Source organism: Paenibacillus sp. GYB004, from assembly GCF_036577605.1.
In the GTDB taxonomy this organism is placed as follows: domain Bacteria; phylum Bacillota; class Bacilli; order Paenibacillales; family NBRC-103111; genus Paenibacillus_AB; species Paenibacillus_AB oceani.
In genome coordinates, this window is record NZ_JARBDB010000002.1 from 14,323 (window position 1) to 40,138 (window position 25,816).

Below are 25,816 nucleotides of genomic sequence, written 5' to 3' on the forward strand. Positions count from 1 at the left end.
TTAGTGTCATTATACGCAGATGATGGAAAGTTGACAACATTTTTTTTGATTTTCAACTGAATTCCCAGACATTCATGTTAGGTATACCTACAATCGTTCGTCTTTCAAGCATTCATGTCAGCTATTCTTTTCGGAGCCGTGCCCGATCAGGCCATAAAAAGTTCACAGTTCATTCAAAGCATGACGTTTGACTGTACGGTTTCATTTGGTTTATGATGAGGCTAGAAGCGCGGTGAGTGACGCCGCCTAAATAGGTCCATAATAAGGGGTGAACGAATTGGGGATATGAAACTATACAAAATAGGCGAACTGGCCCGGATGTCGGAAGTAAGCTCGAGAACGATCGATTATTATACGAAGCTTGGACTGATCTCTCCCGAAAAAAGAACGGATACGAATTACCGATTGTATACAGATGAAACCTTGACCCGCCTGAAACGTATAGAAACGATGAAGAAGGAAAAGTACACCCTGGAGGAAATTAAAGCAAGCTTGACCCAGTGGAGCAAAGTAAGCCAAGACGAGGTAGTGACAGAAAAGCTGACATCCTTGCAATTGCAGCTGCGCCAGCTGGAACGTGAAGTGAAAGAGCTTAGCCCGCTCCTCGAGGATATGAAACCGAAGCAAGCCAAATATGCATTCAAGACGTTGGCAACGCAAAGCGCGGCCTGCATCGAAGCACTTCTCCTTCTGATCGGCAAAGGACCACTCATGTAAGTTATCAAGGAGGGCAAAGAAACAGATGATCCTATTCCACCCTATGGACTTTCTCATCATCATCGCGTTTGGCGTCTCGATATGGGCCCAATTCCGGGTAAAGGGCACGTTTAACCGGTGGGCGCAAGTGCCGGTCCAGTCCGGAATGACCGGCTACGACGCGGCACGGCGCATGCTGGACAACAACGGCTTGTATGACGTGCCGGTCGAAGCGGTAAGAGGAACGCTCACCGACCATTACGACCCGGTTCAGCGCGTCGTACGGTTGTCCGAGCCGGTCTACTATGAGCGTTCGATTTCAGCCGTATCCGTCGCCTGCCACGAGGTAGGCCATGCGATCCAGCACAGCGTCAGCTATCCGATGCTTGTCGCCCGTCACAAAATGTTCCCGCTGGTGAATATTACTTCCGGGATTGCACCGCTTCTGCTGATCGCCGGATTTTTCTTCCAGATGTCAGGATTGCTCCTGCTCGGGATAATCTTCTTCTCGGCGGCTGTCACTTTCCAGCTAGTAACGCTTCCGGTCGAGTTTAACGCGAGCAGCCGGGCGAGAGAGCTGATGGTATCCGAAGGTTTTATTACGAATGAGGAAGAACGCGGAGTGGCCAAAGTATTAAACGCCGCCGCCCTGACCTATGTGGCTGCAGCGCTGATCTCCCTGCTTGAGCTGATCAAGTACATTATGATCTTTACGAACCGCAGCAACGAATAGTCCATATCGAACAAAAAAGCTTCCCAGCAGGCGCCAAGGCGCACAACGGGAAGCTTTTTTTGGTGTATAGGGAACGAAACGAAGCGGTGTTCTCCTCCAAGCAGCTTCGCCAATCAGCGGAGCTTAAAATAGCTGAACAAAAATTGCTGGAACATCTCCGCGACGATCGGCAGCTTTTGTCCCGATTTGCGGATCAGCCCGATCGTTCTCGTCACGTGAGGCTCGGTTACCTTCACCTTCACCGGCATAAGCGGGCTGATCTCGGTCAAAGCCATCTCCGGCAGCAGGCTGACGCCCATCCCCGCCGCCACCAGGCCGCGGATCGTATCGGACTCCTCCCCTTCGAAGCTGATCGTCGGCGAAAATCCGGCTTTGCGGCACGCTTCCCATACGATCGAGCGGAGCGAATAGTTTTCGTTGAACAGTACGAAGGAATCGCCCCGCAGCTGTTCAAGGCGGATCGACTGATAATCGGCCAGCACGTGGCTGCTCGGCAGAATCGCGTACAGTTCCTCGGTCAGCACAACCTCACCGGTGACCTGATCGTTATTTTCCGGGAAGGGGGATATAAACGCCATGTCGACATCGCCCCGGACGACGTCCCGGATCAGGCTGGAGAACGTCCCCATCTTCAGGCGGAACTTGACGTTCGGATGGTCTTTGCGGAAGCTTGCGACGACGGACGGCACGAGGCTGATCCCGAGACTGTGCGGAAAACCGAGACCGATCTCTCCTACTTCCGGATCGAGAAACTCCTTGATCTCCCCGACCGCCTTCTCCAGCCCGGTCAGCAGCTCCTCCACCCGGCTCAAAAACAATTTGCCGACAGGAGTCAGCTGCAAATTCCTCCCCTTCTGGACGAACAGCTGAAGCCCGAGCTCCTCCTCCAGCTGATGGATCTGCCGGCTGACCGCCGACTGGGCCACATGCAGCTCTTCCGCCGCCTGCGTCACATGCTGTTTTCTGGCAACCTTTACGAAATATTGCAGTTGTCTAAGCTCCACCTTCGATCCTCCAGCCCGTACGTTGTATTATCCCGGCATTTTGCGAAACAGCGGAGCGAACAGCAGAAATCCGCCCACGAAGCCGCCGATATGCGCGTATAGGTTCACCTGCGGTATAAGAAACGAGTAGATGAAGCCTACGATTACGACCGTTTTGATCGTCGATGAGGACTGTTTGTCGAGCGCCTTTTTGTAGAACAGGGCAATGAACAAATACGCGGCGAACACGCCGTAGATCGCCCCGGACGCTCCTGCGGATACGAGCGGCTCCGGTTGGTTGTAGAACAGCTGCGTCGACAGATTGCCGATAAAGCCGCTGCCCAAATAAAACACGATATATTTCCATGTCCCGAGCAGCCTTTCGAGAGGCGGCGCGAAAACGAACAGGGAGAAGCAATTGAACAGCAAATGATCGAAGCCGATATGGATAAATTGGGAAGCGAAATAGCGCCAATATTCCCCGGAAAACGGCGGTTCGCTGAACAGCGCTCCGAACTGGATCAGCGTCATCGAATCGTGCGTGCTGCCATACAGCTCCATCCCTATATAGAGCACAATGTTGATCGCAAGAATGATTGTCGTCACCGGATACCATCGTATGTACTGCCTGAAGCTCTCGTATCGCAAAAAAAGCATCGTATTCTCCTCCGCGCACGTTCAAGTCGGGTAGATCCCCCATTTGTATCATACAATATGCTCGGTCCCGAGCCAAATGCTGGACACGGTCAGTAAACAATTATCGCGCGTATGCGGCGAACAGTCGAGGCCCCGGCTGGGGCTGGCTCGGCCTGTTCGGACACAGTGGCGGACGAGACCGCGCCTGAGCTGCAAGAGACGGCTTCGCCAGGGTGCTATATTCCGCCGTTTCTTGCGAATGTGGAGATGTGGAGATTCGTTTCGTTATTGGACAACCGTCCCGGCGTTCCGATATAATGAGTTAGTGATTGCCAAACTTTATCATTCGCAGGAGGATGATCATTCATGACTCAAGAACGCGCTGGAGCGGCCACGTTTAAAGGAAACCCGATTACACTGATCGGCCCGGAAATTAAAGTCGGCGACAAAGCTCCTGGTTTTACAGTAAATAAAAACCTCGTTACCGAAACGACACTCGCCGATTATGCAGGCAAAGTACTGCTGATCAGCGTCGTGCCTTCGCTGGACACGGGCGTATGCGACGCGCAAACCCGCCGTTTCAACGAAGAGGCAGCCGGTCTCGGCGACCAAGTGGCGATCCTGACAATCAGCGTCGACCTGCCGTTCGCGCAAGCCCGCTGGTGCGGCGCCGCCGGCGTAGACAAAGTCGAGACTTTGTCCGACTACAAGGCGAAGTCGTTCGGCCAAGCTTACGGCGTGCTGATCAAAGAATTGCAGCTGCTGATGCGCTCCATTTTCGTTGTTGATGCAAGCGGCACGGTTCAATATGTCGAGTATTTGGGCGAGATGACCGAGCATCCGAACTACGAAGCTGCTCTCGAAGCGGTTAAGAAACTGGTATAATCCGATAGTAAACGTCTCAAACAAAAACAGCGGTACGGAATGTCATTCCAGCCGCTGTTTTTGTTTAGGCATCTGTTTTATAAGAAGAAAGCTTGGAGTCAAACACCTTGAACAGTTCGAGAATCGTCCGGTAGTTCGAGCCCAGGTCGCCGAGCGAGCCGCGGGAAGCCGAATAAATATCGATCGAAGATTTGACCGGGCTGATCGAGAGCAGGGTCAAAGTAATATCTTGGGTCCGGCCGGTCATCGTCCGTTTGGAGACGACGATTTCGCCGACACTTTTCACTTCGTGGAGAACGGTATACTTCGGCAGCTTCTTGAGGAGCGAGACCACTTCGTCCCATAACTTCTCCTTCTGGAGCTTGTAATATCTCGTTTTAAGAGCCGGATCCCTGGCTTTGTCACCCGTTGCTTCGTGACTGCGGATTAGGCCGACCAACGTTCTCTTCAACAAAAGCGTTCCCCCCTGTTTCCATACGTTAACACGTTATAGTGCGAGTTCAAAATGTCCGGTTTTCAGCACCGAGAAGATGGGATGAAGCTAGGAAATGAGGAGCGGAGCGTAGTGGAAACTACGTGAGCACCGGAAGTTCCTGCTGAATTCCATATTCGATGTCGAATACGCTTCCAGATCCGCTTCGTGATCAAAAGTGGACTTTTTGAACAACCTCTTATAGCACTATATTTAATATTAACATGCTTTTCCCGCAAGCAAAAGACATAATACGCGAATAACGGAAAGTCGACGTCCCTTCCCTGCAGAACACCCCTGTACAACAAGAAGCCGGTCACACGGACCGGCCTGTTTGGCGTTAGGGTATCAAATCAACCTGCACCTGCTCGAGCAGCCGCTCGACGTCGTCTTGACGGACATCCCCGGCTTGCACGTTCAGCGCATTGGCGGTGCCGCAAGCGGTTGCCAGCCGGATCGCCTGATCGAACGTCCGCCCCGCTGCGGTCGCTACCGCCATGCCGGCGACGAACGAATCGCCGCTTCCGACCGGATTCACCGCTTCGATCCGCGGCGCCCGCACCCGGTACAGCCGTCCGCCGTAACCGGCAACGGAGCCGCCGGCCCCGAGGCTCACAACGACGCAGCCGATGCCTTGCTCCATCAGTTGACGGATGGCGCCGTACACGTCGGATTCCTGCTCCAGCCTGCGGCCGATCAGCTTCTCCACCTCGTCCTCGTTCGGCTTGATGAAATACGGCTGGGCCCGTACCCCTTCCAGCAGCGCATCGCCGCTCGTATCGAGGAAGGCTTGCGCTCCCGCCGCCTTGGCGATACCGATCAGCTCGGCATACAGCGATGCCGGAGCTCCCTTCGGCAGACTGCCGGAAAAAGCGACGATCGCGGACTTGGCCGCAAGGAGGCCGATCTTCGCCTTCATCTCGGCGATCTGCTCCTCGGTAATGAGCGGTCCCGGCTCAAGCAGCTCCGTCGAGGTCGATTCCGACTGATCGATCATGTTCAGACAAAGCCGCGACTCTCCTTCGACTTCTACAAAATCGCTGGAGATCCCCGATTTGTCCAGTTCCTTCACGATATAGGCGCCGTTGCTGCCGCCGACGAATCCGCTCGCCAGCACCTCCCCGCCGAGCTGATGCGCCACTCGGGCGACATTAATACCTTTGCCGCCGGGCACGCTGATCATCGTAGACACCCGCGATACTTTGCCGAGCGGAAACTTCTCCATATAATACGTTTTGTCGATTGCCGCATTAAGCGTCACGGTCGTTATAAGGGCCATGGGTTGCTTCCTTTTCCGTTATAGTGGGACTTACAGATGAAGGATATGCGACGCGCGATCCGCCGAATAAGCGACGGTCGTATCGTTTAGCCTGGCGGCCCGGATGTTGTCCTTCAGCGTGTCGGCCTGTTCCTTCGTATTGAATTCGATCTCCATCCGGTACGGACCCGGGAAATAATACGGCTTCCGCTTCGGCAGCTTCAGCGCTTGCTCAACTTCGCTGCGGATGCGCCTTGCCGCTTCTCTCGGGTTAAGGCTCTTGATCCTTCCGCTCGCAAAAGCTTCCTTCACAACCGTAGCCGGAAGATCATCGCCGAAAAACGTTCTCGCTTCCGCAACCGCCGCCTTGTCTCCGCTTACGTAAGCGACCGGTACGCCGTATTCCCCGGCGATCAGCGCCATCTGGGCGATCTCCCCGCATTCGGTGCCGTTCAGCCGGAACGACTTCCAGGCTTTGCTGTTCTGCGTATGTGGCATGACGGAGTACGGGGTGCCCGCCATCGCGTGGTAGCCCACCAGCAGCAGAGCGTCAAAGGATTCGTCGAGCGAGGGAAGAATGTTGGCGGAGGAATCCGGCTTCTCGATGAAAGCCCGCTCGTCCAGCTCTTCCCAGATCAGGTTGTACTCCGGTCCGCCTGCGCCATGGCCGTCGTTCACTACAACTTCGGTTGCGCCGGCGGCGAACGCGCCCTGGACCGCCGCATTCGTCTCCATCGTCAGGATCTGCCGGTACCGGGGGTAAAAGGGCTCGCCGCCCTTCACCTGCTCCCAGTAGTACGCCATGCTGATTCCTTCCATATCGGTTAGGATATAGACCTTCATCGTAATCGCCCCTTTTTAAGTTCGGGTAAGGATTAACGGAAATCTTTAGCCTTGCCGAAACTGCCGCACAACCGCATTTTTTCAATCGCCGCTTCCTTAAGCGCTTTTTTGGCCGGCACCATATATTTGCGCGGATCGTTCTCCTCCGGATTTTGCGCGAAAACCGCTTTGATCGCGTCGGAGAATACGATGCGCAGCTCGGTGGCGACGTTCATCTTGGCCATGCCGAGCGCGACGCACCGGCGGACCTGCTCCTCCGGAATGCCCGAGCCGCCGTGAAGAACGAGCGGAACATCCACTTGGTCTGCGATCCGCTTAATCCGCTCGAAATCGATCTTGGGCTCGCCCTTGTAGATGCCGTGCGCGGTTCCGATCGCCGGTGCAAGCGTTGGAACGCCGGTCAGTTCGACGAATTTGGCGCATTCATCCGGATCAGCCATCAGCGCTTCGTTGTCGGCGACGACGATATCGTCCTCGACACCGCCCACTTTACCAAGCTCAGCTTCGACGTTCACGCCGGCCGGTCTTGCCACTTCCACGACACGTAACGTCTGGGCGACGTTCTCATCGAACGGCGAGTGCGACGCATCGATCATAACCGACGTATAACCGGCGCGGATGCAGCGGACGATCAGATCGAATTCCGTGCAGTGGTCGAGATGAAGCGCGATCGGAATCCGGTTCATATTGGATGCGACAGTAGCGGCCGCAGCAATATATTCCGGTCCCAGATGTTTGACGGTGCCTACGGTCGACTGGATAATCAGCGGAGATTCCGTCTCGACGGCCGCTTCCACGACGGCTTGCAGCATTTCCAGCGTGTGCACGTTAAAGGCTCCGATACAATATCCGCCGGCGCGAGCGGCTTGGAGCAACGGTGTCGATGATACTAATGGCATGAATGGTTCCTCCCGGTAGTCTTACTTTTTTGAGTGTTTTGTTTCGTTTTGCTTCTTTTCTCATTGTAGCCGATCCTTTAAAACGTGACAAACGTTTTTTTGGCCGTTAGCTGCAGGCGGTTACGTCACGATCAGCTGGATGCCGAGATCGCGGATCTGATCGCATGTCGGCTTGTCCAGCTTCCGGTCGGTCACGACCGTATGGACGAACGACAGCGGCGCCACATGGGAGAAAAACACCCGCCCGAACTTGCTGTGGTCGGCTACGACGATCACTTCCTTGGCGATCGAGATCATGCTCCGGTCCATGCTCGCTTCGGATAAATTCGGCGTCGTCAGCCCTTCATTCAGGTCGAATCCGTCTACGCCGAGAAACAGCTTGTCGACGCGGATATTCGCCAGCGTGTTCTCGGCGAGCGGACCTACGAGGGCGTACGATTTGCGCCGCAGCTTGCCCCCGATCAGAATCACCTCGAAATCGGAGTAGCTTCCGATCTGCACCGCGATGTTGGCGGCGTTCGTGACGATTTTCAGCCCTTTTTTGCCGGCGAGCTTTTTGGCGAGCATCATGTTGGTCGTCCCTGCGGTAAGCAGCACCGCGTCCTCGTCGTTCACCAGCTTGGCCGCCGCCTCGGCGATTCTCTCTTTCTCGTCGGCCAGCGCCTCCTCCTTCTCCGAGAACGACTTCTCCCTCGCCACCTCGCTGATCCGCGAATGAAGCGCCATCGCCCCGCCGTGCGTGCGGATCAAAAGCTCCTTCTCCTCCAGCTTCTCCAGATCGCGTCTTACGGTAACCGGCGACACCCCCAATGCATCGCTAAGCTCCGCTACCGTCGCCTTGCCGGCCCTGTTCACGACTTCCATAATTCGCAGGTACCTTTCCTCTGCAAACATATCGAATAGTTCCTCCTAAATCGGTCGGACAAAAAGCCGATTTTTTCGTTACTGTTGTTTTCGTTTGTGATCGTTTTCTATTTCCAGTTTACAGCACGGCCTTCCATTTGCCAACCTGTGCGGATGACGATAATTCAGCGTTAAATTTTACAAAACAAAATCCCTTCCCGGCCCGGTACGATAACCGGGCACAAGAAGGGACTGTGCGAATTGCTGGATCATTTTACGGGAAGCGTGCAGCCAATCACGGTTGCTCCGTCAGCACGACGCTGTCGAGACTTGCTTCCCCGTTAGCGGCGCGATTCATCATGAAATAAATGTGCATGCTTTTCGTTCCGGCCGGCGGCGTGAACGTGTTCTCCACCTTCACCCAATCGGTGCCGGCCGGCGCTGATGTCCACAAGTACGAGATCGTGCTGTTCGACCTATTAACGAACCGGACGCCCAACGACACTTGGCCCGTTGTCGACGCATTGCGGGTCCAGCCGGACAACGTGTAGCTTTTTCCTTCCGCCGTCTCGATTTTGGTCGAAATGATCGAATTGTTCGCGTTCACGCTATCCGGGATCAGCCGTACCGAGCGCTGGCCTTCTAACGCGCCGCCCGTATCCCAGGCGCCCGCTCCCAGATTCCACGACGCCGGCGCCAGGCCGCTTGCCGTACCGGCTTCGAAGCCGGGGTTTAGAACGAGATTCCGCTGCAGCGCGATATCCAGCCGGAGCGGATCGAGATCTACACCTGCCGTCTGCGCGGCGACCATTACGGCGTAAGTCCCGTCAGGTGCCGAGCCGTCCTGCAAGTAGACGGAACCCGTTACCGTGGCGCTGCCGCCAGCCGCTACCGTAGCCGTGTCCGGCAAGCTGACGCTGAATGCAGGAGATGCCGAAGCGTCAAGCTCAATCGTATACGACTGCTGCTGAGACCGATTGGTCAGCTTGATCTCGAACGGAACCGCTGCCTGCCGGTTCATCGCGATCGAGGCCGGCACGAGTTCCGCTTCCAGCGGAGCGATGACGGCGAACGATTGGGCCGCTTCGTTCGTTAGCGATACGAGCCGGTCGCGGAAGCTGATTTCCGCCGTTAGCGCATGGCCTGCGTCGGAGAGACCGGACGGAACCGGAAACGAACGCTGTTCGGTCACCGCGGAACCGGCCGCAAGCGTCCCGATGTGCAGCACCGCCGGCGCCAGCTGGAGCGCCTCGGGATAACGGACCGTAACCGCCGCATCGCGCATTACCCGGTCCGACGTATTATGAACCGTCACGCTCCAAGACGCATGGTCGCCGCCGACGGCAGGCTGCGGACTGATCTGAAGACCGATGCGAACCGGCGAAGCGGTAATCTCCCCGATCCGGTCGGCCAGCCCGCTAAGATGCGCCAGCATCTCGGCCTTGCCTCCCCGCAGCAAGGACTCCTTGTGCACGCTCACCCAAGACTCAAGTAAACGCAGCTGGAGCAGCGCCTCCCTGCCGGAACGCACCGCGTCGTCCACACTCGGGCTGGACCCGGACAGCTCCGCGATCATGCTGTTCAGTTTCCCGCCGATCAGAAGGAACATGACTTTCCAATAGGGATGGTCGGATAGTCCGACACCCGCTGCCCGAAGCTCTTCCGCAGCTTGCGCCAGCGAATGGAACGAAGTCAGCCTGTATACTTTCGTCTCGTAAGCGCCCAAAGTTACGTCCAGCTGCGCGGTTCCGTCAGAATACGAAGACGGGGCTCCACCATACAGCAGTTCGGCCTGATAGCCGGTAAACGGCAGCGTGACCGATACGTTCCGTTCCGCCGTCGTTTCGTTCAACGCGACTGCGTAGGTTTCCCCTTCCGCCGTCTCCCAGACCGCCCACTCCGTGCCGTCTCCGCGGTAACGGCTGACCGGCTCCGTCATCGCAAGCTCACGAAGCAAGGGAAGCTCGTTGTTGAACGCCTTCAGCCCCGGCCACAGCGGCGAACCGATCAAGCGCCAGTTTGAATCGTTGACTGCGTAATAACCGATTCCTCCGGCTCCGGCAAGCACGGACTGGTACGCCATATTGCGGACTTCGGTAATCGTGGGGAGATACGACCAGGCCGTGTTCGGATAAGCAAACGTTTGCAAAATCGACCAGACCGGACGGCCGCCCGGAGCCGCCTCGATCGCCTCCCGCACTCCATCTCCGACACTCGCAATCGGACGGCTTGGAAGCGGGTAGACATCAACGGTGAAAATATCGGGAGCCCGGCCATAGCTGGCATATTCGTCACGGCTTCCCTCCACCATATAGACAGGATGGACGGGATCGACCGACCTTACGATCTCATAGGCGGCAGCCACCTTCTCGACCGGCACTCCATTGCCGCTCGGCTCGTCGATGATCATCCAGGCAAGGAGCGCCGGATGGTCTTTAAATTCAGCCGTATACTGGCGGATAGCCTCTTCATCCCTCGATATGCTCATAAAGTAATACAGCGGAAACATCACTTTCAGCCCATGAATCGCCGCCTGGTCCATCGCGTAGTGAATCTCGGCTTTCGTCTTGACGTTCGGAAGCTGGATCGTATTCACCCCGATCTCCGCCAAATCCGGGTAATCGTCCACGTTCGGGTGATAGGCGATAACCGGGAAATACGGCTCCCCGTCTACCTGCACGGTTCCTCCGGGCGGGAGCGCTTGCGGTCTGGCCCACCTGGAGATCAGCGAAGCTTCCTCGGCGATGACCGATTGATCGGCTGCGCGCAATACCGCTTTGACCTGATAACGCTTCTGGAGATCCAGCCCCCTCGGATCAAAAGAATAGCTCATCTCCGGCTGTGCCGGCAGTCCGTACACCGAAGCGGCGACTGTTCCGTCGGCGCTGTCCGTAATCGTGACATCCACCGTCTTACCGGTATAGTCGTCGTCCGGGAAGCGAGTCTCCATCCGCACGTGCCCCTGCTCCGCATCGGTGTAGTAAAACAGCTGATCGGTCGTCATCGTCAAGTTCACCAGCCGTACGGCGGCATCGTCGAACGATACGCTGCCGGTCCCCCACAGCCGCACATACACGTACGCCACCTTGGTCCCTTCCGGAGCTTTCAGCCGGAACGAGTAATGCTGCCAATCCCCCGTAACGGCACGGATGTACGGCCCGAACGGACCGGAGATCCAGCCCTCGCTGCTTCGCGTGTCGGTACTGTAAAACTCCGCCTTCATCACGACGCCTTTCCCCTGAACGGCCGCCGATTTGAACCAGCTGGAAAATTCATACGTGCTGCCCGCATCCAGATATACTTTCTGCGCGACCCAAGGATTGGTGGCATTCGCGGTTTGCACCTGAATCCCGTTGCCGCCGCTGCGCGCGGAAGCCGGAGAGAGGAGGAGTTCCGGATTGCTCCAGCCACCCATCGCTTCCCAATGATCGGGTACTCCTGACACCGCTTGCTCGAATCCCGGATTTTGCAGCAAATTCGGACCCCACTCCGCCGTTTCCGCGTTTGCGGCCGGCCCCCATACAGCGGGCAGCAGCTGTACGAGCATACATACGATCACCAGACAAGCCCATCCTTTTCGTCGCAATACCATGTCCTCCGCCTCCCCACTCCGGTCATCCTGAGGTTACAAGCTTCACTTGACCTGCTTTTGCTTGAATTCGGCAATTTGCTTTTTCGCATCCTCTTCCGCTTGCCTCATCGCGGTGTTCAAATCCAGCGTCCCGATCTGAGCCTTCGTCCCGTAAGACTGGTAAACGCCCGCAAGCTGCGCTTCGTAAGGAACGAGCGGAGGAATCGGCGCGAATTTGTTATAGAAGACGGCGCTCCAGTTTTTGTCCTTGAACGGCGACTCTTTGCCCATCTCCTTCTGGATCGTTTCGTTTTTCAGCACAGGCATAATCCCTTTTCGGGCAAGCTCCGTCTGGAATTCGTCCGACGTCATATATTTCAGCACTTCCATCGCCGCTTCTTTGTTTTGCGCCATCTTCGTTATGCCGAAATAAGCCGGATACGATTGCGAGCCTACGCCCGGCAGCTCTTTGAAAGTCGGCATGGACACCATGTCCCAGTCCAATTCCTTGAATTCTTTTTCCCAAACGGTCATGAGACTCGATATATAGTTGAACATCGCGACGTTTTTCGTTTTGGCGAATTCGGCGGCGCTAGGCACTTTGTTTTCTTTGAGCAGCGTATCTTGTACAGTTGGCTCACTAGTAGGATTTATAAATACGGTTTGGAAATACGTTTTCCACCTGTCGTCGGTGTTGATAGTCGGTGTATCCGTTTTCAAATCTGCTAAAGGAATAGGCAGCTGTCTCATCCTCACGGAATGCAACGGCGATTGGGTAAAGCCGTAATACTGCGTGCCGCCTTCGCTTCGGCTTAATCTTTTGGACAGCTCGGTTACCTGCTCCCAAGTCATGCCATTTTTCGGATAAGCGATGCCGAATTTATCAAACAACGTCTTGTTGTAGTATAAAACAAGATTCGTATTAAACACAGGCAAAGCGTACATCTTGCCACCTGAAGTTTGCTTGATCGCATCGATGATGGTCGGCTCAAACCGGTTCAAATCGACTTTGCTACTTGCGATCAGCCCGGTCATATCGTATTCGATGGCGCTGTCGAACGCAAAATTTTCAAAATTGCCGATTGTTGTAAAGAAGATATCAAATCGCGTGCCGGCCGCAAGCAATTCCGGCAAATTCGTTCCTTGACCCCTCATAATGTACTTGATCGTATAGTTCGGAAACTTCTTGCGAAGGGAATCGCCGAACCGGTAATCGAAGCTTTCCGTCGGATCGCCGTTATTGGAATAAAATACGATTTCTGCCGGTTCATTTGTTATATCCTTCACCGGCTTCTCCGTCCCTTGGCCCTCTTTCGCTTTGTTCCCGTCACCCCCGCTTCCCGCTCCGGAGCAGGCTCCGAGCAGCGCGGCTGTCATCGTAAAAATCAGTACCTTTTGCATTCTTTTTTTCATTGGATCATACACCCTCCTTGTTGTTGTTCGTGACCTTTTGTTCCCCTAATGCATTCAGCAGCCAAAGTTTAAGCGGTTCGTTCGGATAGGAATCGTATTGTGCCCGGCGATCCGCCCAGACACCCCCCCTCTCATCAATAAGCTGCATTTTCTATAGTAACCGATTACTATAAACGTAAAATATAGGACCTTATTGGCCCGAATATGGAATTGTAGAGCTTCTCGGAGTAAGCTTCGACTTGATCTCTTCTTCTATCCACCGCGGGCCGTCTTCCCGATTTGCCGCACCGGTCAAAATATCAAACGATCTTGTCGCAAGCTCCGGGATCGAAGGACCGACCGTCGTCAGCGGGATATCGAAAAATTGCAGCTGGGTATCGTCGTACACAACCATGGACAAATCTTCTGGAATCCGCACGTTCAATTTTTTAAGTTTCCCGGTTATTTCATGTAAAATCCCGTGGCAATCGACGATCATGGCGGTCGGTTTGTCCGCACTGCACATCATATCGCACAGCTTTTGCTCGAATGTCGGATCGTTTGAGACCACCACATGTTCAGGGCTAAAGTCCAGCTTCAGCTCCGCCATCCCCTGCATGTATCCGTTATGCTTGTCAAGGTCGGGCATACCGACAAAAGCAATACGCTTATGGCCAAGGCTCGCTAAATGATGTACCGCATCGCGGAATCCTCCTGCTCGGTCAATCGTTATGCTATGGGCTTTATCCGTTTTCCAGCCGCCAATCAGCAGCATTTCACCGCGAAACTTTTCTTTCTCCTGTAAAAACTCGAGAGTAGGGTTAAAAAGTTGCCGCCAAAAAATTACATAATCGACAAAGTAATGATTAAACGTCCGCAATGCCTCCTCGGGCTTCGCCATCGACAAAATGACCTGCAAACCGCGGCGGGACGCCTCCTGCTGGAGCTCAAAGCTGAGATCATAAAAAAACATCCCCTTGATCTGAGGCCAGATCAGACCGATCGTATTCGGCTGGCGTTGTACGAGCTTTTTGGCCGCCAGGCTTGGTACGTAGTTCATCTTCTCTGCGATCGCTTTAATCTTTTGCCGTGTCTGCTCTCCGACTCCCGGTTCGTCGTTCAGTGCTCTGGATACGGTTACATAAGTGACGCCGGCAGCTTTGGCGATATCTTTGATCGTGATCACGGTTCCTCTTCCTTTTTCGTTAATGTAAGGCCAGTATAGTACACGTTAAGTATAATTTCAATAATTATTTCAAGTTTATACTCTTCAACTTAAACAACGTTAACGTTTAACTTTTTTCGTCAGCAAACCATGATGCCGCCTCATTCCATTGTGTCGGCCTCCGCAGACGTCACTCGCCCAGCCATTGAAGCGCCCTGATTCACACAGCGCCGGATTTAGAAAACCATCGGTAAAAGGGTATATTGATATTACCCCTTATTTCCACCACCTGAAGGGTTTGCGCCCTTTTCCCGGATATTAGCAGCTTCAAACCGCTCTTATTTCGCGCCCAAGCGGGTTTTCAGACCAAATAAAGGCTGCAAACCACTCGTATTCGCCCCCAGCTAGGAGCAGGACAGAAGGCCGAACAGCATAGTAAGCAACTTGCGACACTAGCTGACTCGACGACAAGTAAGGGGCCCTTCACCCACTTTAGCGCGGTGAGGAACTAAACTTATTTTTGAAGAAATAGATTCTGATCCAAGCCTTTTCTGCATCGGGTGACCTGCCTAAGTGGTAGCTTTTCTTCGTAAATATCTTTCACTTTGCCGCTTTACGTTTACGCTCCAGTTATATGCGCACAAAAAAACGCCCGCATCGCTGCGAGCGTCTCCCCGTCTAACATGTACCTGATTCCGGCTGCTCCCTGATCCTGTTCAAAGGACTTCTGCCTTCCAAGCCGGGCTGCCTATGAAAAAACAGGCCGGCGAAGCCCGCAACGGGCACCTGCTTGCCCGCTGCTGTCCGGAGCAGCCGCCTCGTCCGCTATGCTACGGCTTTTCTTTCGGTACCAGGTCGTAAATTTTGCCCGATTCCAGCGTATCGATCAGCCGATTCAGCCAGTCGTAGTAGCTCAGCGCAGATTCAATCTTCTCCAAATCTTTGGGAACGGCCGAAGCAAGCGCTTCGTCGTCCCCGTGCTCCTCGAGCAGACGGCGCAGTTCTCCTGCCGACCGGTTCAACGCATGAACGTTCGCTTCCACCGCAGTCCGCCACTCGATAGCGAAATAGTCAGCGAACGTCTGGTGCCAGTCGGACTCGGCCTCGTACAAATCTTTGCGTGCGCCCTTCTCCCATACTCTATGAACCATCTTCAAGTCGAGCAGCATCCGGACTCCGGTGCTCATGCTCGTCTTGCTCATCTCCATCTCTTTGCCCATCTCGTCCAGCGTCATCGGTTTCTCCGAGAAAAATAACATGCCGTATAGATGGCCGACTGATAGCGTAACGCCGTATAAGCCCATATTTTTGCCAATGGCTTCAATTACGCGTTTGCGGGCTTTCATGATCGTCTGCGTATGCTGTTCGGATATTCCCTCGAACGGGTGCATGGCTTTCGTCCTCCTCACTTGCAGGCTCCAGGAACGTAATGGCGGCGTCCGCATCCTTGCCCGAGTTCTATTGTTATTGTAAGAAAAGCGTTTGGGAAAGTAAAGGAACGGATGCTAGTGAAAGATGGAGCATACCGGAGTTAACATCCGTTAAGTTCGTACAGTTTTTTCTGTACGTTCTATACATAAAGTTTTTTCTGTTGATATTTATATCGGTTTAGGTTTACAATGTACGAGTAGCTTTTCAGGAACGATATAGAAAAGAGGTGGGCCAATTGCCATTCATTGAGCTGCGCGAAGTAAGCAAGCTGTTCGGAGCCGTCCCTCATCAGGCGGTCAAGCTGCTGGAAGAAGGCTGGACGAAAGAACGGCTGGCCAAGGAAAAACAACTTGTACTGGGGGTAAATCGAGTCAGCCTGCAGATTGAAGAAGGAGAAATATTCGTCATCATGGGATTGTCCGGGAGCGGGAAATCGACGCTCGTCCGCATGCTGAACCGGCTGATCGAGCCTTCGTCCGGAGAGATTCGGGTTCGGGACAAAAACATTATGCAGATGACTCCGCAAGAGCTGCGGGAGCTGCGGCGCAAGACGATCAGCATGGTATTTCAGAAATTTGCGCTGCTGCCTCACCGCAACGTGCTGAACAATACGGAGTTCGGACTGGAAGTTCAGGGCGTTCCCAAAAAAGAACGCAAGGAAAAAGCATTGCGTGCGCTGCATCTTGTCGGCCTTGGGGATTGGGCCGACAAGATGCCTGACGAGCTGAGCGGCGGCATGCAGCAGCGGGTCGGTCTGGCCCGCGCGCTTGCGAATGAACCGGAAGTGCTGCTGATGGACGAAGCGTTCAGCGCGCTCGATCCGCTCATTCGCCGCAGCATGCAGGACGAATTGCTGGAGCTGCAGTTGAAGATGAAAAAAACGATCATCTTCATTACCCACGACCTGGACGAAGCGCTGCGGATCGGTGACAAAATCGCACTGATGCGGGACGGAGCCGTCGTACAGGTAGGCACCCCTGAAGAGATTATGATTCATCCGGCCAACGAATACGTGGAGCGGTTTGTCGAAGACGTCGATTTGTCCAAAGTATTAACCGCTGAACATGTGATGCGCCGTCCCGAGACGATCGGGCCGGACCGCGGACCGCGTGTCGCCCTGCAATTTATGAGGGACATCGGGATATCCAACTTGTTCGTCGTCGACCGTTCGCGGACTTTGCTCGGCGTTATCTCGGCCGAAGACGCATCCGAAGCGGTGCGGACGAACAAATCGCTCGGCGATATCGTCATTACCGACGTGCCTCGGGTAAGCCCGCAGACGCTTCTGGCGGATCTGTTCGAACTATGCGGCGCCGCCAAACTGCCCGTAGCCGTCGTTAACGATGCGAACCGGCTTGTCGGCGTCATCGTGCGCGGAGCCGTGCTCGGCGCTCTGGCCGGTCAGATCACCAGGACGGAGGCGAGCGCAAATGTTACCGAAGTTACCTCTTGACCGGTGGATCGAGGCTTTCGTCGATTGGCTGATGGATCATCTGTCCGGCGTGTTCGAACTGATGGCGACGGTCATCGAAGGGCTGGTCAACGGCTTCTCTTATTTATTTCATCTCATGCCGCCGCTATTGTTCATCGTCATTCTGGCTGCGGTCGCTTACAAGCTGGGGCGCTGGCCGCTAACCGCCTTTACGGCGATCGGTCTCTATCTGATCGTCAACCTCGGCTTCTGGTCAGAGACGATGGATACGCTCGCTCTCGTTATTTCTTCCGCATTCATATCGATCGTATTCGGAATTCCGCTCGGTATATTATGCTCGCGAAGCAAGACCGTATCCCGCGTCGTCACGCCCGTGCTCGACTTTATGCAGACGATGCCCGCCTTTGTGTATCTGATTCCGGCCGTTATGTTTTTCGGACTGGGGGTCGTCCCCGGCGTGATCGCTTCGGTTATCTTCGCGATTCCGCCGACGATCCGGCTGACGCATCTGGGCATCAAGCAAGTGCCCGCGGAGCTTAGCGAAGCGGCCGACGCCTTCGGCTCCACATCCGGCCAGAAGCTGCTGAAGGTCGAACTGCCTCTCGCCTGGCCTACGGTCATGGCGGGTGTCAACCAGACGATCATGCTGTCACTCTCGATGGTCGTCATCGCGTCGATGATCGGCGCGCAAGGCGTCGGGGCGTCGGTGTACCGGGCCGTGACACAGCTCAAAATCGGCGAAGGCTTCGAAGCCGGACTCGCCGTGGTGATCGTAGCGATTATGCTGGACCGTTTCACCCAACGTTTGATGAAATCTGAACGAAAAAGGAGATCCTAACCAATGATGAAACTGAAAACGAAACGTTTCTTTCTGTCCGTCCTCACTCTTGCGGCGATCGCCGCAGGCTGCTCCAACTCGAAACCTTCGGAAGGCTCCGCCGATGCCGGAGCGACCAAGTCGATCGCCGAGCAAGTGAACCGGCAAATTATCGGGATCGATCCCGGGGCGGGCATCATGAAATCGACGGCGCAAGCGATCGACGCGTACGGGTTGAAGGACTGGAAGCTCGTTGAAGGTTCCGGGGCCGCTATGACCGCCGCGCTCGAAAAAGCGATCAAAGACAAGAAGCCGATCATCATAACCGGCTGGACGCCGCACTGGATGTTCGCCAAGCACGAGCTGAAGTATTTGAAAGATCCGAAAAACGTCTTTGGCGGCGACGAGCAGATCCATACATTCGCACGGCTCGGACTTAAAGCCGATCATCCGTCCGCCCACACGGTGCTTGACAAATTCGAATGGACGCCGGAGGATATGGCGGTCGTCATGTCTGCGATCCAGGGCGGCAAAAAGCCGGAAGAAGCCGCTAAGGAATGGGTCGAGGCGAATCCGGACCAAGTCAACGGCTGGACGGAAGGCCTTGCCCTGGCGAGCGGCAAATCGCTCAAGCTCGGCTACGTCGCCTGGGATTCGGAGATTGCCAGCACCCATGTCGTGAAGGCCGTACTGGAAAGCAAGCTCGGCTATAAAGTAACGGCGCTGCAAGTCGAGGCCGGACCGATGTGGGCGGGGATTGCCGGAGGCGATACCGATGCGATGGTTGCCGCTTGGCTGCCTACGACGCATGCGGATTATTTGAGCAAGTACAAAGACAAAGTCGAAGATCTCGGCCCGAACTTGAACGGAACGAAAACCGGACTTGTCGTACCAAGCTACATGGATATCGACTCGATCGAAGATCTGCTTAAGCCTTAATCCGCAGATTTCCCGGGCGACAGCCCTCATTCCCTATACGACAAAAGCCTCCGCGTGCCGGCAACCCGGCTCCGACGCGGAGGCTTTTCCATATGCTGCGCAAGCAGCGGTTTATTTGCCCTCGGAGGCAATCTGCACAATATGTTTGTTCGGCAAATAATGCTGCGTATGAATATGGCGGATCGTACGCGTTTTGGCTCTCATGACGAGCGAATGCGTCTCGGCCCGCTCGCCCGACAAATAGTTGACGCCTTGCAGGAAGCTGCCTGACGTCACTCCGGTCGCCGCGAATATGACGTCCTCCCGGCCGACCATATCTTCCATCGTTAATACTTTATAAGGGTCCTGGAGGCCCATACTGACGCAGCGCTGATATTCCCCGGCATTGCCCGGCATCAGCCGGCCCTGCAGCTCGCCGCCCAAACATTTCAAGGCGGCTGCGGCCAATACGCCCTCGGGAGCTCCCCCGGAGCCAACGAACAGGTCGATTCCGCTGGACGGCATCGCCGGCGCGATCGCACCCGCCACGTCTCCGTCCGTTATGAACTTGATCCGCACGCCCACCTTGCGGAGCGTTTTTACGATCTGCTCGTGACGCTCGCGGTCCAGCATCATAACCGTCAATTCGCTCAAGTTTTTACCGAGTAGGGAGGCGACGCATCGCACTGTTTCTTCCAGCGGAGCGTTGAGATCCACCTTGCCCGCACAAGCCGGCCCGACCGCCAGCTTCTCCATATACATATCCGGAGCGTGCAGAAGATGCCCCTTATTCGCGATAGCAAGCACCGATATCGCATTGTCGAGCCCCCGGGCAACGATGTTCGTCCCTTCCAGCGGATCAACCGCCACATCCACCTCCGGGCCTTGCAAGTTCCCGACCTGCTCGCCGATGTACAGCATCGGCGCCTCGTCCATCTCGCCTTCCCCGATCACGACCGTACCGCGAATCGAGACGGAATCGAACATCATCCGCATAGCCGTCGTCGCTGCGGCGTCCGCTTCATTTTTTTTCCCCCGGCCCATCCATTGGGCTGCCGACAACGCGGCCGTTTCCGTAACCCGGACGACCTCTAGCGCTAACTCTCTCTCCACATCGTTTCCCCCTTGTACGAACTCCTCCCCAATATTGTATCATTAATAATCAATAGTATGTCAATACCGACAATCGACGCAATTTGTGACATACTATTGACCCGTGAACAAGCCGTTTTTTATTTACAGAAAATATGTTTTCCGATTTGTTTAATTTGCGGGCGGCTCCAAATCCATTTGGACGTAGCCGTCACCGGGTTGAAATAATACAGCGCTTCGCCGGTCGGGTCCCAGCCGTTAATCGCATCCCGTGCAGCCTTGTATGCCGTCTCGTTCGGAGTGAGCCACATCTGCCCGTCAGCAACGGCCGTGAATGCGCCAGGCTGGAAAATAACGCCGGATACCGAGTTCGGAAACGAAGGGCTTCTCACCCGGTTCAAGATTACGGCCGCTACCGCCACTTGCCCGGTGTATGGCTCGCCGCGCGCCTCCCCGTATACGGCATGGGCCATCAGCCGGATGTCCTCCTCGGAGAAGCCCGACGGTTTTACTGTGACCGAACCGCCGCCACCCGTTCCGGCTCCGCCTCCGCCTGCCGCCGCTCCCGGCCTCCAGTTTTGCGTCGCCTTCCACAGCATCAGCTTCGTCTTCGGCCCGACGACGCCGTCGACCTTCATCCCGAATTTGTATTGAAAATCGCGCACGGCCCGATCCGTCTGCCAGCCGAAATCTCCGTCAATCCGGCCCCGGTAGTAGTCCAGATAGCCGAGCCGGCCCTGCAGCTCGTAGACGTCAGAGCCCGTAGAGCCGTACCGGATCGTCTGATCGCTGAAAGACTGCGCCGCATCGTCGGGTACGATCCAGATCATCGTCAGCGCGGCAGCTGCGATCGCGATCGCCAGCACGACCGTTTTCCATTTTTTTGACAACACAAACACCTCCATCCTACTGTGGCTGTTTTCGACAGCTTTAAGTTAGTATGAAGGTGTTTTCAAGTTTCTATTCGGATCGCCGGTCTGTCTCAGCCGGCTGTCACTCCTGCGTTAAAACGGGTCGCGTCCAGCGTTTCCGAGGCGTTAGTTGCACTCCGCTTGAAGCGGTCCCGCAAGCTCCTTCAAGTAAAACAGCTTGCCTGCCAGCGTTGGCATATAAGTCGACGGCAGCCAGCGGTCCGGTCCGTGCCGGAGCGTAATCCACAGCGACATGCCCTGCCACATCATCCCCCGGCCAAGCGCTCCGTCGCATCCCCCGATGATCCGGTCGGACTGAAGGAACAATCCCGGGCCGATCGTGTTCGCGCGGCATGGGACCAGCGTCGTCCGGCTTTTGAAGCTGGTGATCGCATTTTGCTCGATCGTCAGCGGATGAAGCTTCGCGCCGATCCGGTAGCAGTCCCGGCTCCATGCTTCCGAACTGTCGTACTCCGCGGCAAAATGCGGTTCCCAGAAGGCGATGTGCAGCATCCGGCCGATGCCGAACACGGTAATCAGCTCCGCGCCTTCCGCTTTCAGCGCGGCAATTTTGTCCGCATACGTCGGTAAGTTCGCTTTGGTCGCGAAGTTGCGCTGCTCCGGCGGAACCGTAAGCGCTCCGAGCGGGCCGTAGAACGCCTGCTCCATCGCATACTGAAACGCTCCCGGATTCGTCGGCTCCAGCGTATTGCCTTCGGCGTCGCTCCATTCATCCATGTTGAAGCCGTATACGTGAGCACAGTCCACATTCCACTCCTGCAGAAAATAGACCGCCCATTTGTACATTCCCATAGGACCGACCGGCAGGATCATCGCCAGCTTTTTGCCGGCTTCTTTCGTCCGGCGTATATTTTGAGCGATTTCATGTCCCATCATCATATCGAAATCATGTACGTTCTCACACGGAACCGGTTTGAAATCCCGGTGCCAGAACGATTGCCGCTCGCCGATCGATTCCGCCGGATGATCGCAGCACGCGTCTATTTTCGCCATATTCCAGCCGTCCGGATAAAACCCTTCCAGCATCGAGCCTTTTACCGTAGACATAAAGTCCATCCAGCACACCTCCGCATCATTAATTGAAGCCGCCCGTCTAAGGAAGCAGACGCGCCGTCGTCATTCTCGGCCATGCTTTGCATGGTACGAACCCTTCCGCGAAGCCGGCTCCGCACTGCAGCCCCCGGAACTTCGAGACGGTTCTGACAAAATCGAGGAAATCGATCCCGTCGTGCTCATACAGCCATTTGATCTGACTTTCGTGCGCCGCGTTCATCGCCAGCTTCGTGTCGATATAATCGGTAATATCGACGTACTCCGTCGGCAAAAAACCGACGCCCGCCAGCGTGTCCATATAATAAATCGGGGCGACCTTCGCATTCGCCGGCACAGGGACGTCCGCTTCGTAATGCGGAACCGTCGCGCAGAAGCTGGCGTCGAACACCGCTTTGGAAACTTCCATATGATCCTTCATATAGTCCTCGGGCGGATGCGTAATGATGATATCCGGTTCCGTCTGACGGATCACGTTAACCAGCTTGCGGATCAGGGCGTCCTCGTCGCACTTCACATTCAGATCCGCTATATCCATACTGAACACCTTGGCGCCGATCAGCGCCCCGGAGTTTTGCGCTTCCTTCGCCCGGATCAGACGCAGCTCATCCGGTTGAATTATCTTGTGACCTTTGTTGCCGTTCGCGACATGAACCATCGTCACCGAATGTCCGAGCGCCGCATACTTGGCAAGCGTACCTCCACATCCGATCTCCAGATCGTCCGGATGGCAGGCAATCGCCAGCACGTTCATAGGGGTTCCTCCCGCAAGATCAAATTATAACTTGGCATCCGCAATTTCGCGCAGCGTCAGACGAAGCGAGTCGCAGCCGTCCTTCAGCGTCGATTGTTCGATGCTCCGGCCGCTGGTCAGGCAATCGAGAAAATAGGCCAGCTCGTTGTAGTAACCGCCCAAACTCGAGATGTTGCCTCCCTCTTCGCTGGTCGCGGCAGCTTCGTCCGCTACGCTCAGATCCGGCTCCAGGACGGCTCCTTCCCGTTCGTAGATGCGCATCGCCGGGCTCGAGGACGAGCTGAAGACGACCGCCGCTCTCTCGAATTGGACCCGGAACGACATCTCGAACGGGAACGTTTCGGGGTAGTTCCAGCCGCCTTCCAAGGAAACGACCGCATCCTCATACCGGTACAGGCTGAAAATATGGCCGTTCGCTCCGTCCTTCGTCACCGTCTCCGCCTTCAACCGCTCCGGCTCCCCGAACAGCGACCGGACGAAATCGACGTCGTGTACGTGAAGATCGAGCGCTGCGGAGCCGCTTTTAGCCGGTTCATGCAGCCAACCCTGCCACGCCCAGCCGGGACGCGGACTGATTCGTTTGAACACACCGGATTGCAGCTTTCCATAGACGTTTTCCTGAGCCAACCGCCGAAGCTCCATATATTCCGGCCAAAACCGGATGCAGTGTCCGACCATCGCTTGTACGCCGGTTTCCTTTTGCAGCGCGAGCAGCCGCTGCGCTTCTTCCTCGTTCAGGCAAACCGGCTTTTCAATAAAGACGGCGTACCCTTTGTTCATCGCCGCAGCGGCCGTATCGGCATGCAGGTAAGTAGGCAGGCAGATGTCAATCGCATTCACGTCGGCATCGCGCAGAAGCTCGTCTGCCGAGGAATACGCTTTGGCTCCCAGCCTGGCGGCGAGCCGGGACGCTTTGTCCGCCTCCACATCGGCAACCGCCGTTACTTGAAAATCCCCTCGTCCGAGCAGCGCCTCATAACAGGACGCATGCATCGATCCCATAAACCCTGCGCCGATCAATCCGATCTTGATCATGTAGGCCCGGCTCCTTCCTGTGTTCTCCCGAGTATCGCATCCATCGAGAGCGAAGTATTGTATACGATCTGCTCCGGAAAATGACGGTACGGCGGTATCATCTCGGCAATGACGTAATCGCTGTACCCGATCTCCCGCAGCTTGGCGGTAACGGCCGGGTAATCGACATCTCCGGCGAGCAGGTCGACGAAAGCGGACAGTCCGGCCCCGTTGCGCCGGAAATCTTTGAAGTGCACCTTCTTGATCCGGCGGTTTAAAATTTTGATCCAATGCTCGGGATAACCGTTCAACAGCGTGTTTCCGATATCCAGGTACGCTCCCACCCATTCCGATCCGATCGAATCGAGGAACGTCCGCATCTCGAGCGGGGACAACAAAAATTTGTTCCAGACGTTCTCGACGCCGATCGAAACGTTCGCCGCCTTCGCGCTCTCCGCCAAGCCGTTCAGCGCCTCCAGCGCATTCTCGTAAGCGACGTCGTATTCGGTCACGTCTGCTCCGGGTATGAAGTCGACGCCTACCGCACCCGGCACCACGAGGATCGTATCCGCTTTCAGTAACGCGGCGATTTCGAGCTGGCGCTTCACGATATCGATCGCTTTGTCGCGATTCGGCTTGGACGTGCTTGTCAGCGCATACGACCAGCCAAGTCCGCAGGCCAAGCTCGGAAGCTCGATTCCTTCTCCGTCCGCAATCCGCTTCAGCTCGCGAATCTGCTCCGGACTGCTCTCCAGACTCAGCTCGCCCGTCTCCGCCAGTGCCAGCTCAATCCCGTCATAACCGGCTTTCCTGGCCAAGCGGATACAATCGGACGCCGCCATCCCTTCGGGAAACGACCATACATTAATCCCTTTTTTCATCCGGCTCTCCCCTTTCGCTTAGTCCGCATACCTTCATCCTATAGAATCGGCCAAGCGAAATCTTTACCGAAACTAGCAAATTATTTAACATTTCTTGCGCTTCCGGGCTTTCCGGCTTCCGGGTAATCTACTATGATGGGGATAAGACCAGCTGGGCGTTTTGCCGTATTCCCGCTCAACCGGCGCTTGATGGAGGGCCCGCATGGAATTCAAAAAAATACCGTTAACCGATACGATCAACGTCACGCACCTGATCTCGCTTCATTATTTCGAATTCGCCAAAGATTTCTTCTTCGAGGGAGAGCAGCACGATTTCTGGGAGCTTCTGTACGTCGATAAAGGGGAAATCGAGGTGATGGCCGATTCGGTCGGCTTCGTGCTGCAGCAAGGGGAGCTCATCTTTCACAAGCCGGACGAATTTCATTCCGTCTGGGCCAACCGGAAAATCGGCCCGAACGTGATTGTCGTCTGTTTCGAATGCCGTTCGGCCTCGATGGCGGCGTTTGAGAATAAAATTTTTTGCCTGAACGATCAGGAGCGCAATTACATGGCCAGCGTGATCAAGCACGGCTTCGCGACGTATTTGCCGCCGTTCGACCAGCTGCGGATTCACGATCTGGTGAAGCGTGACGACGCTCCGCTCGGATCGGAGCAGCTGCTTCGCATCCATCTGGAGCTGCTGCTGCTGTCCCTGGCTGCGCGCGGGGAGTCGCTCCCCAAGTCGACCCGGCTGTCTTCCGCCGCCAAGGAAAGAAGCGACGACGACTTGCTGGAGCGGGCGATCGCGGCTATGGAGCAGCAAATCACCGCCAGCCTTACTCTGGAGGAGCTGTGTTCCCGGCTTCATGTCGGGCAATCTCGGCTTAGCGCGCTTTTTAAGGATAAGCTGGGGTTCGGCGTTATGAAAACGTACAAAAGCTTAAAGATCGAACGAGCCAAGCTGCTCATCCGTGAGGAACGGTACAACTTCACCGAAATCGCCGAACGGCTCGGCTACAGCAGCATCCATACGTTCTCCCGCCACTTCAAGTCGGCGACGGACATGACCCCGACTGAATACGCCAAAACAGTGCAAGCCCGGATTTTGTAAGTAAACCGTTAAAGAAAATCGTCCGAGGC

Annotated in this window: 24 protein-coding genes; 7 read left to right on the top strand and 17 right to left on the bottom strand. The window is 55.5% G+C overall.

What is annotated here, in order from left to right; all coding sequences use genetic code 11:
• Positions 1–285 precede the first annotated feature (285 nt).
• Together PV433_RS00160 and PV433_RS00165 are read left to right on the top strand one after the other, a co-directional pair.
• The gene (locus tag PV433_RS00160) at positions 286–717 is read left to right on the top strand and encodes a MerR family transcriptional regulator (RefSeq protein WP_190931070.1); all 432 of its coding nucleotides are present in this window, start codon (positions 286–288) and stop codon (positions 715–717) included.
• Positions 718–742: 25 nt separating this feature from the next.
• Positions 743–1,429 (top strand): zinc metallopeptidase, encoded by a 687-nt coding sequence (locus PV433_RS00165; protein ID WP_332070215.1) that lies wholly within the window; start codon positions 743–745, stop codon positions 1,427–1,429.
• 113 nt (positions 1,430–1,542) lie between these two features.
• On the opposite strand, the gene PV433_RS00170 is transcribed toward PV433_RS00165, so the two are convergent.
• Both PV433_RS00170 and PV433_RS00175 read right to left on the bottom strand, forming a co-directional pair.
• Complete coding sequence (locus PV433_RS00170; RefSeq protein ID WP_332070216.1) at positions 1,543–2,433, bottom strand: LysR family transcriptional regulator; 891 nt, start codon at positions 2,431–2,433, stop codon at positions 1,543–1,545.
• A gap of 27 nt (positions 2,434–2,460) precedes the next feature.
• Positions 2,461–3,069, bottom strand: a complete 609-nt coding sequence (locus PV433_RS00175) for a rhomboid family intramembrane serine protease (RefSeq protein WP_190931073.1) — start codon at positions 3,067–3,069, stop codon at positions 2,461–2,463.
• Positions 3,070–3,414: 345 nt separating this feature from the next.
• Between PV433_RS00175 and tpx the strand changes: the two genes are divergently transcribed.
• Positions 3,415–3,933: a thiol peroxidase gene (tpx, locus tag PV433_RS00180; RefSeq protein WP_190931074.1), complete on the top strand. Its 519-nt coding sequence runs from the start codon at positions 3,415–3,417 to the stop codon at positions 3,931–3,933.
• A gap of 64 nt (positions 3,934–3,997) precedes the next feature.
• Here the strand turns inward: tpx and PV433_RS00185 are convergent, their stop codons facing one another.
• The 9 genes from PV433_RS00185 to PV433_RS00225 form a co-directional block, all read right to left on the bottom strand.
• Complete coding sequence (locus PV433_RS00185) at positions 3,998–4,387, bottom strand: DUF1499 domain-containing protein (protein ID WP_190931075.1); 390 nt, start codon at positions 4,385–4,387, stop codon at positions 3,998–4,000.
• Between the two features lie 358 nt (positions 4,388–4,745).
• Positions 4,746–5,684, bottom strand: a complete 939-nt coding sequence (gene pfkB, locus PV433_RS00190; protein ID WP_332070217.1) for a 1-phosphofructokinase — start codon at positions 5,682–5,684, stop codon at positions 4,746–4,748.
• Between the two features lie 30 nt (positions 5,685–5,714).
• Positions 5,715–6,506 carry a M55 family metallopeptidase gene (locus PV433_RS00195; RefSeq protein WP_332070218.1) on the bottom strand — a complete coding sequence of 264 codons (792 nt, stop codon included), beginning with the start codon at positions 6,504–6,506 and terminating at the stop codon, positions 5,715–5,717.
• Positions 6,507–6,538: 32 nt separating this feature from the next.
• Positions 6,539–7,405 carry a class II fructose-1,6-bisphosphate aldolase gene (fba, locus tag PV433_RS00200; protein ID WP_332070219.1) on the bottom strand — a complete coding sequence of 289 codons (867 nt, stop codon included), beginning with the start codon at positions 7,403–7,405 and terminating at the stop codon, positions 6,539–6,541.
• A gap of 120 nt (positions 7,406–7,525) precedes the next feature.
• Positions 7,526–8,299 (bottom strand): DeoR/GlpR family DNA-binding transcription regulator, encoded by a 774-nt coding sequence (locus PV433_RS00205; RefSeq protein WP_332070220.1) that lies wholly within the window; start codon positions 8,297–8,299, stop codon positions 7,526–7,528.
• A 244-nt stretch (positions 8,300–8,543) separates the two neighbouring features.
• On the bottom strand, positions 8,544–11,840 hold the full coding sequence (locus PV433_RS00210; RefSeq protein WP_332070221.1) for a carbohydrate binding domain-containing protein: 3,297 nt from the start codon (positions 11,838–11,840) through the stop codon (positions 8,544–8,546).
• A gap of 42 nt (positions 11,841–11,882) precedes the next feature.
• The gene (locus PV433_RS00215; protein WP_332070222.1) at positions 11,883–13,232 is read right to left on the bottom strand and encodes an ABC transporter substrate-binding protein; all 1,350 of its coding nucleotides are present in this window, start codon (positions 13,230–13,232) and stop codon (positions 11,883–11,885) included.
• A 190-nt stretch (positions 13,233–13,422) separates the two neighbouring features.
• Positions 13,423–14,397: a LacI family DNA-binding transcriptional regulator gene (locus PV433_RS00220; RefSeq protein WP_332070223.1), complete on the bottom strand. Its 975-nt coding sequence runs from the start codon at positions 14,395–14,397 to the stop codon at positions 13,423–13,425.
• Positions 14,398–15,206: 809 nt separating this feature from the next.
• On the bottom strand, positions 15,207–15,767 hold the full coding sequence (locus tag PV433_RS00225; protein WP_332070224.1) for a GbsR/MarR family transcriptional regulator: 561 nt from the start codon (positions 15,765–15,767) through the stop codon (positions 15,207–15,209).
• 275 nt (positions 15,768–16,042) lie between these two features.
• Between PV433_RS00225 and PV433_RS00230 the strand changes: the two genes are divergently transcribed.
• Genes PV433_RS00230 through PV433_RS00240 form a run of 3 tightly spaced genes read left to right on the top strand, consistent with a single transcriptional unit; the run spans position 16,043 to position 18,995 of the window.
• Entirely contained in the window at positions 16,043–17,260 is a 1,218-nt protein-coding gene (locus PV433_RS00230; protein ID WP_332070225.1) for a quaternary amine ABC transporter ATP-binding protein, read from the top strand.
• Positions 17,238–18,077 carry an ABC transporter permease gene (locus tag PV433_RS00235; RefSeq protein WP_190931084.1) on the top strand — a complete coding sequence of 280 codons (840 nt, stop codon included), beginning with the start codon at positions 17,238–17,240 and terminating at the stop codon, positions 18,075–18,077. Before PV433_RS00230 ends, PV433_RS00235 begins: the two co-directional genes overlap by 23 nt.
• 6 nt (positions 18,078–18,083) lie before the next feature.
• Positions 18,084–18,995, top strand: coding sequence for a glycine betaine ABC transporter substrate-binding protein (locus PV433_RS00240; protein WP_442951463.1), 912 nt, complete (start codon positions 18,084–18,086; stop codon positions 18,993–18,995).
• A gap of 111 nt (positions 18,996–19,106) precedes the next feature.
• On the opposite strand, the gene glpX is transcribed toward PV433_RS00240, so the two are convergent.
• The 6 genes from glpX to PV433_RS00270 all read right to left on the bottom strand — a co-directional run bounded on the left by glpX (position 19,107) and on the right by PV433_RS00270 (position 24,697).
• Positions 19,107–20,087, bottom strand: coding sequence for a class II fructose-bisphosphatase (gene glpX, locus PV433_RS00245; protein WP_190931085.1), 981 nt, complete (start codon positions 20,085–20,087; stop codon positions 19,107–19,109).
• A gap of 119 nt (positions 20,088–20,206) precedes the next feature.
• Positions 20,207–20,956, bottom strand: a complete 750-nt coding sequence (sleB, locus tag PV433_RS00250; RefSeq protein WP_442951457.1) for a spore cortex-lytic enzyme — start codon at positions 20,954–20,956, stop codon at positions 20,207–20,209.
• 147 nt (positions 20,957–21,103) lie between these two features.
• Complete coding sequence (locus PV433_RS00255; RefSeq protein WP_332070227.1) at positions 21,104–22,054, bottom strand: glucosamine-6-phosphate isomerase; 951 nt, start codon at positions 22,052–22,054, stop codon at positions 21,104–21,106.
• A 37-nt stretch (positions 22,055–22,091) separates the two neighbouring features.
• Positions 22,092–22,802 (bottom strand): PIG-L deacetylase family protein, encoded by a 711-nt coding sequence (locus tag PV433_RS00260; RefSeq protein ID WP_332070228.1) that lies wholly within the window; start codon positions 22,800–22,802, stop codon positions 22,092–22,094.
• Positions 22,803–22,826: 24 nt separating this feature from the next.
• Entirely contained in the window at positions 22,827–23,837 is a 1,011-nt protein-coding gene (locus PV433_RS00265; protein WP_332070229.1) for a Gfo/Idh/MocA family protein, read from the bottom strand.
• A complete protein-coding gene (locus PV433_RS00270; RefSeq protein WP_332070230.1) occupies positions 23,834–24,697 on the bottom strand; it encodes a sugar phosphate isomerase/epimerase family protein in 864 nt (287 codons plus the stop codon). The genes PV433_RS00265 and PV433_RS00270 overlap by 4 nt, the downstream gene beginning before the upstream one ends.
• Before the next feature lie 202 nt (positions 24,698–24,899).
• Here PV433_RS00270 and PV433_RS00275 point away from each other — a divergent pair, with 202 nt between their 5' ends.
• Positions 24,900–25,787 carry an AraC family transcriptional regulator gene (locus PV433_RS00275; protein ID WP_332070231.1) on the top strand — a complete coding sequence of 296 codons (888 nt, stop codon included), beginning with the start codon at positions 24,900–24,902 and terminating at the stop codon, positions 25,785–25,787.
• Positions 25,788–25,816: the final 29 nt, after the last annotated feature.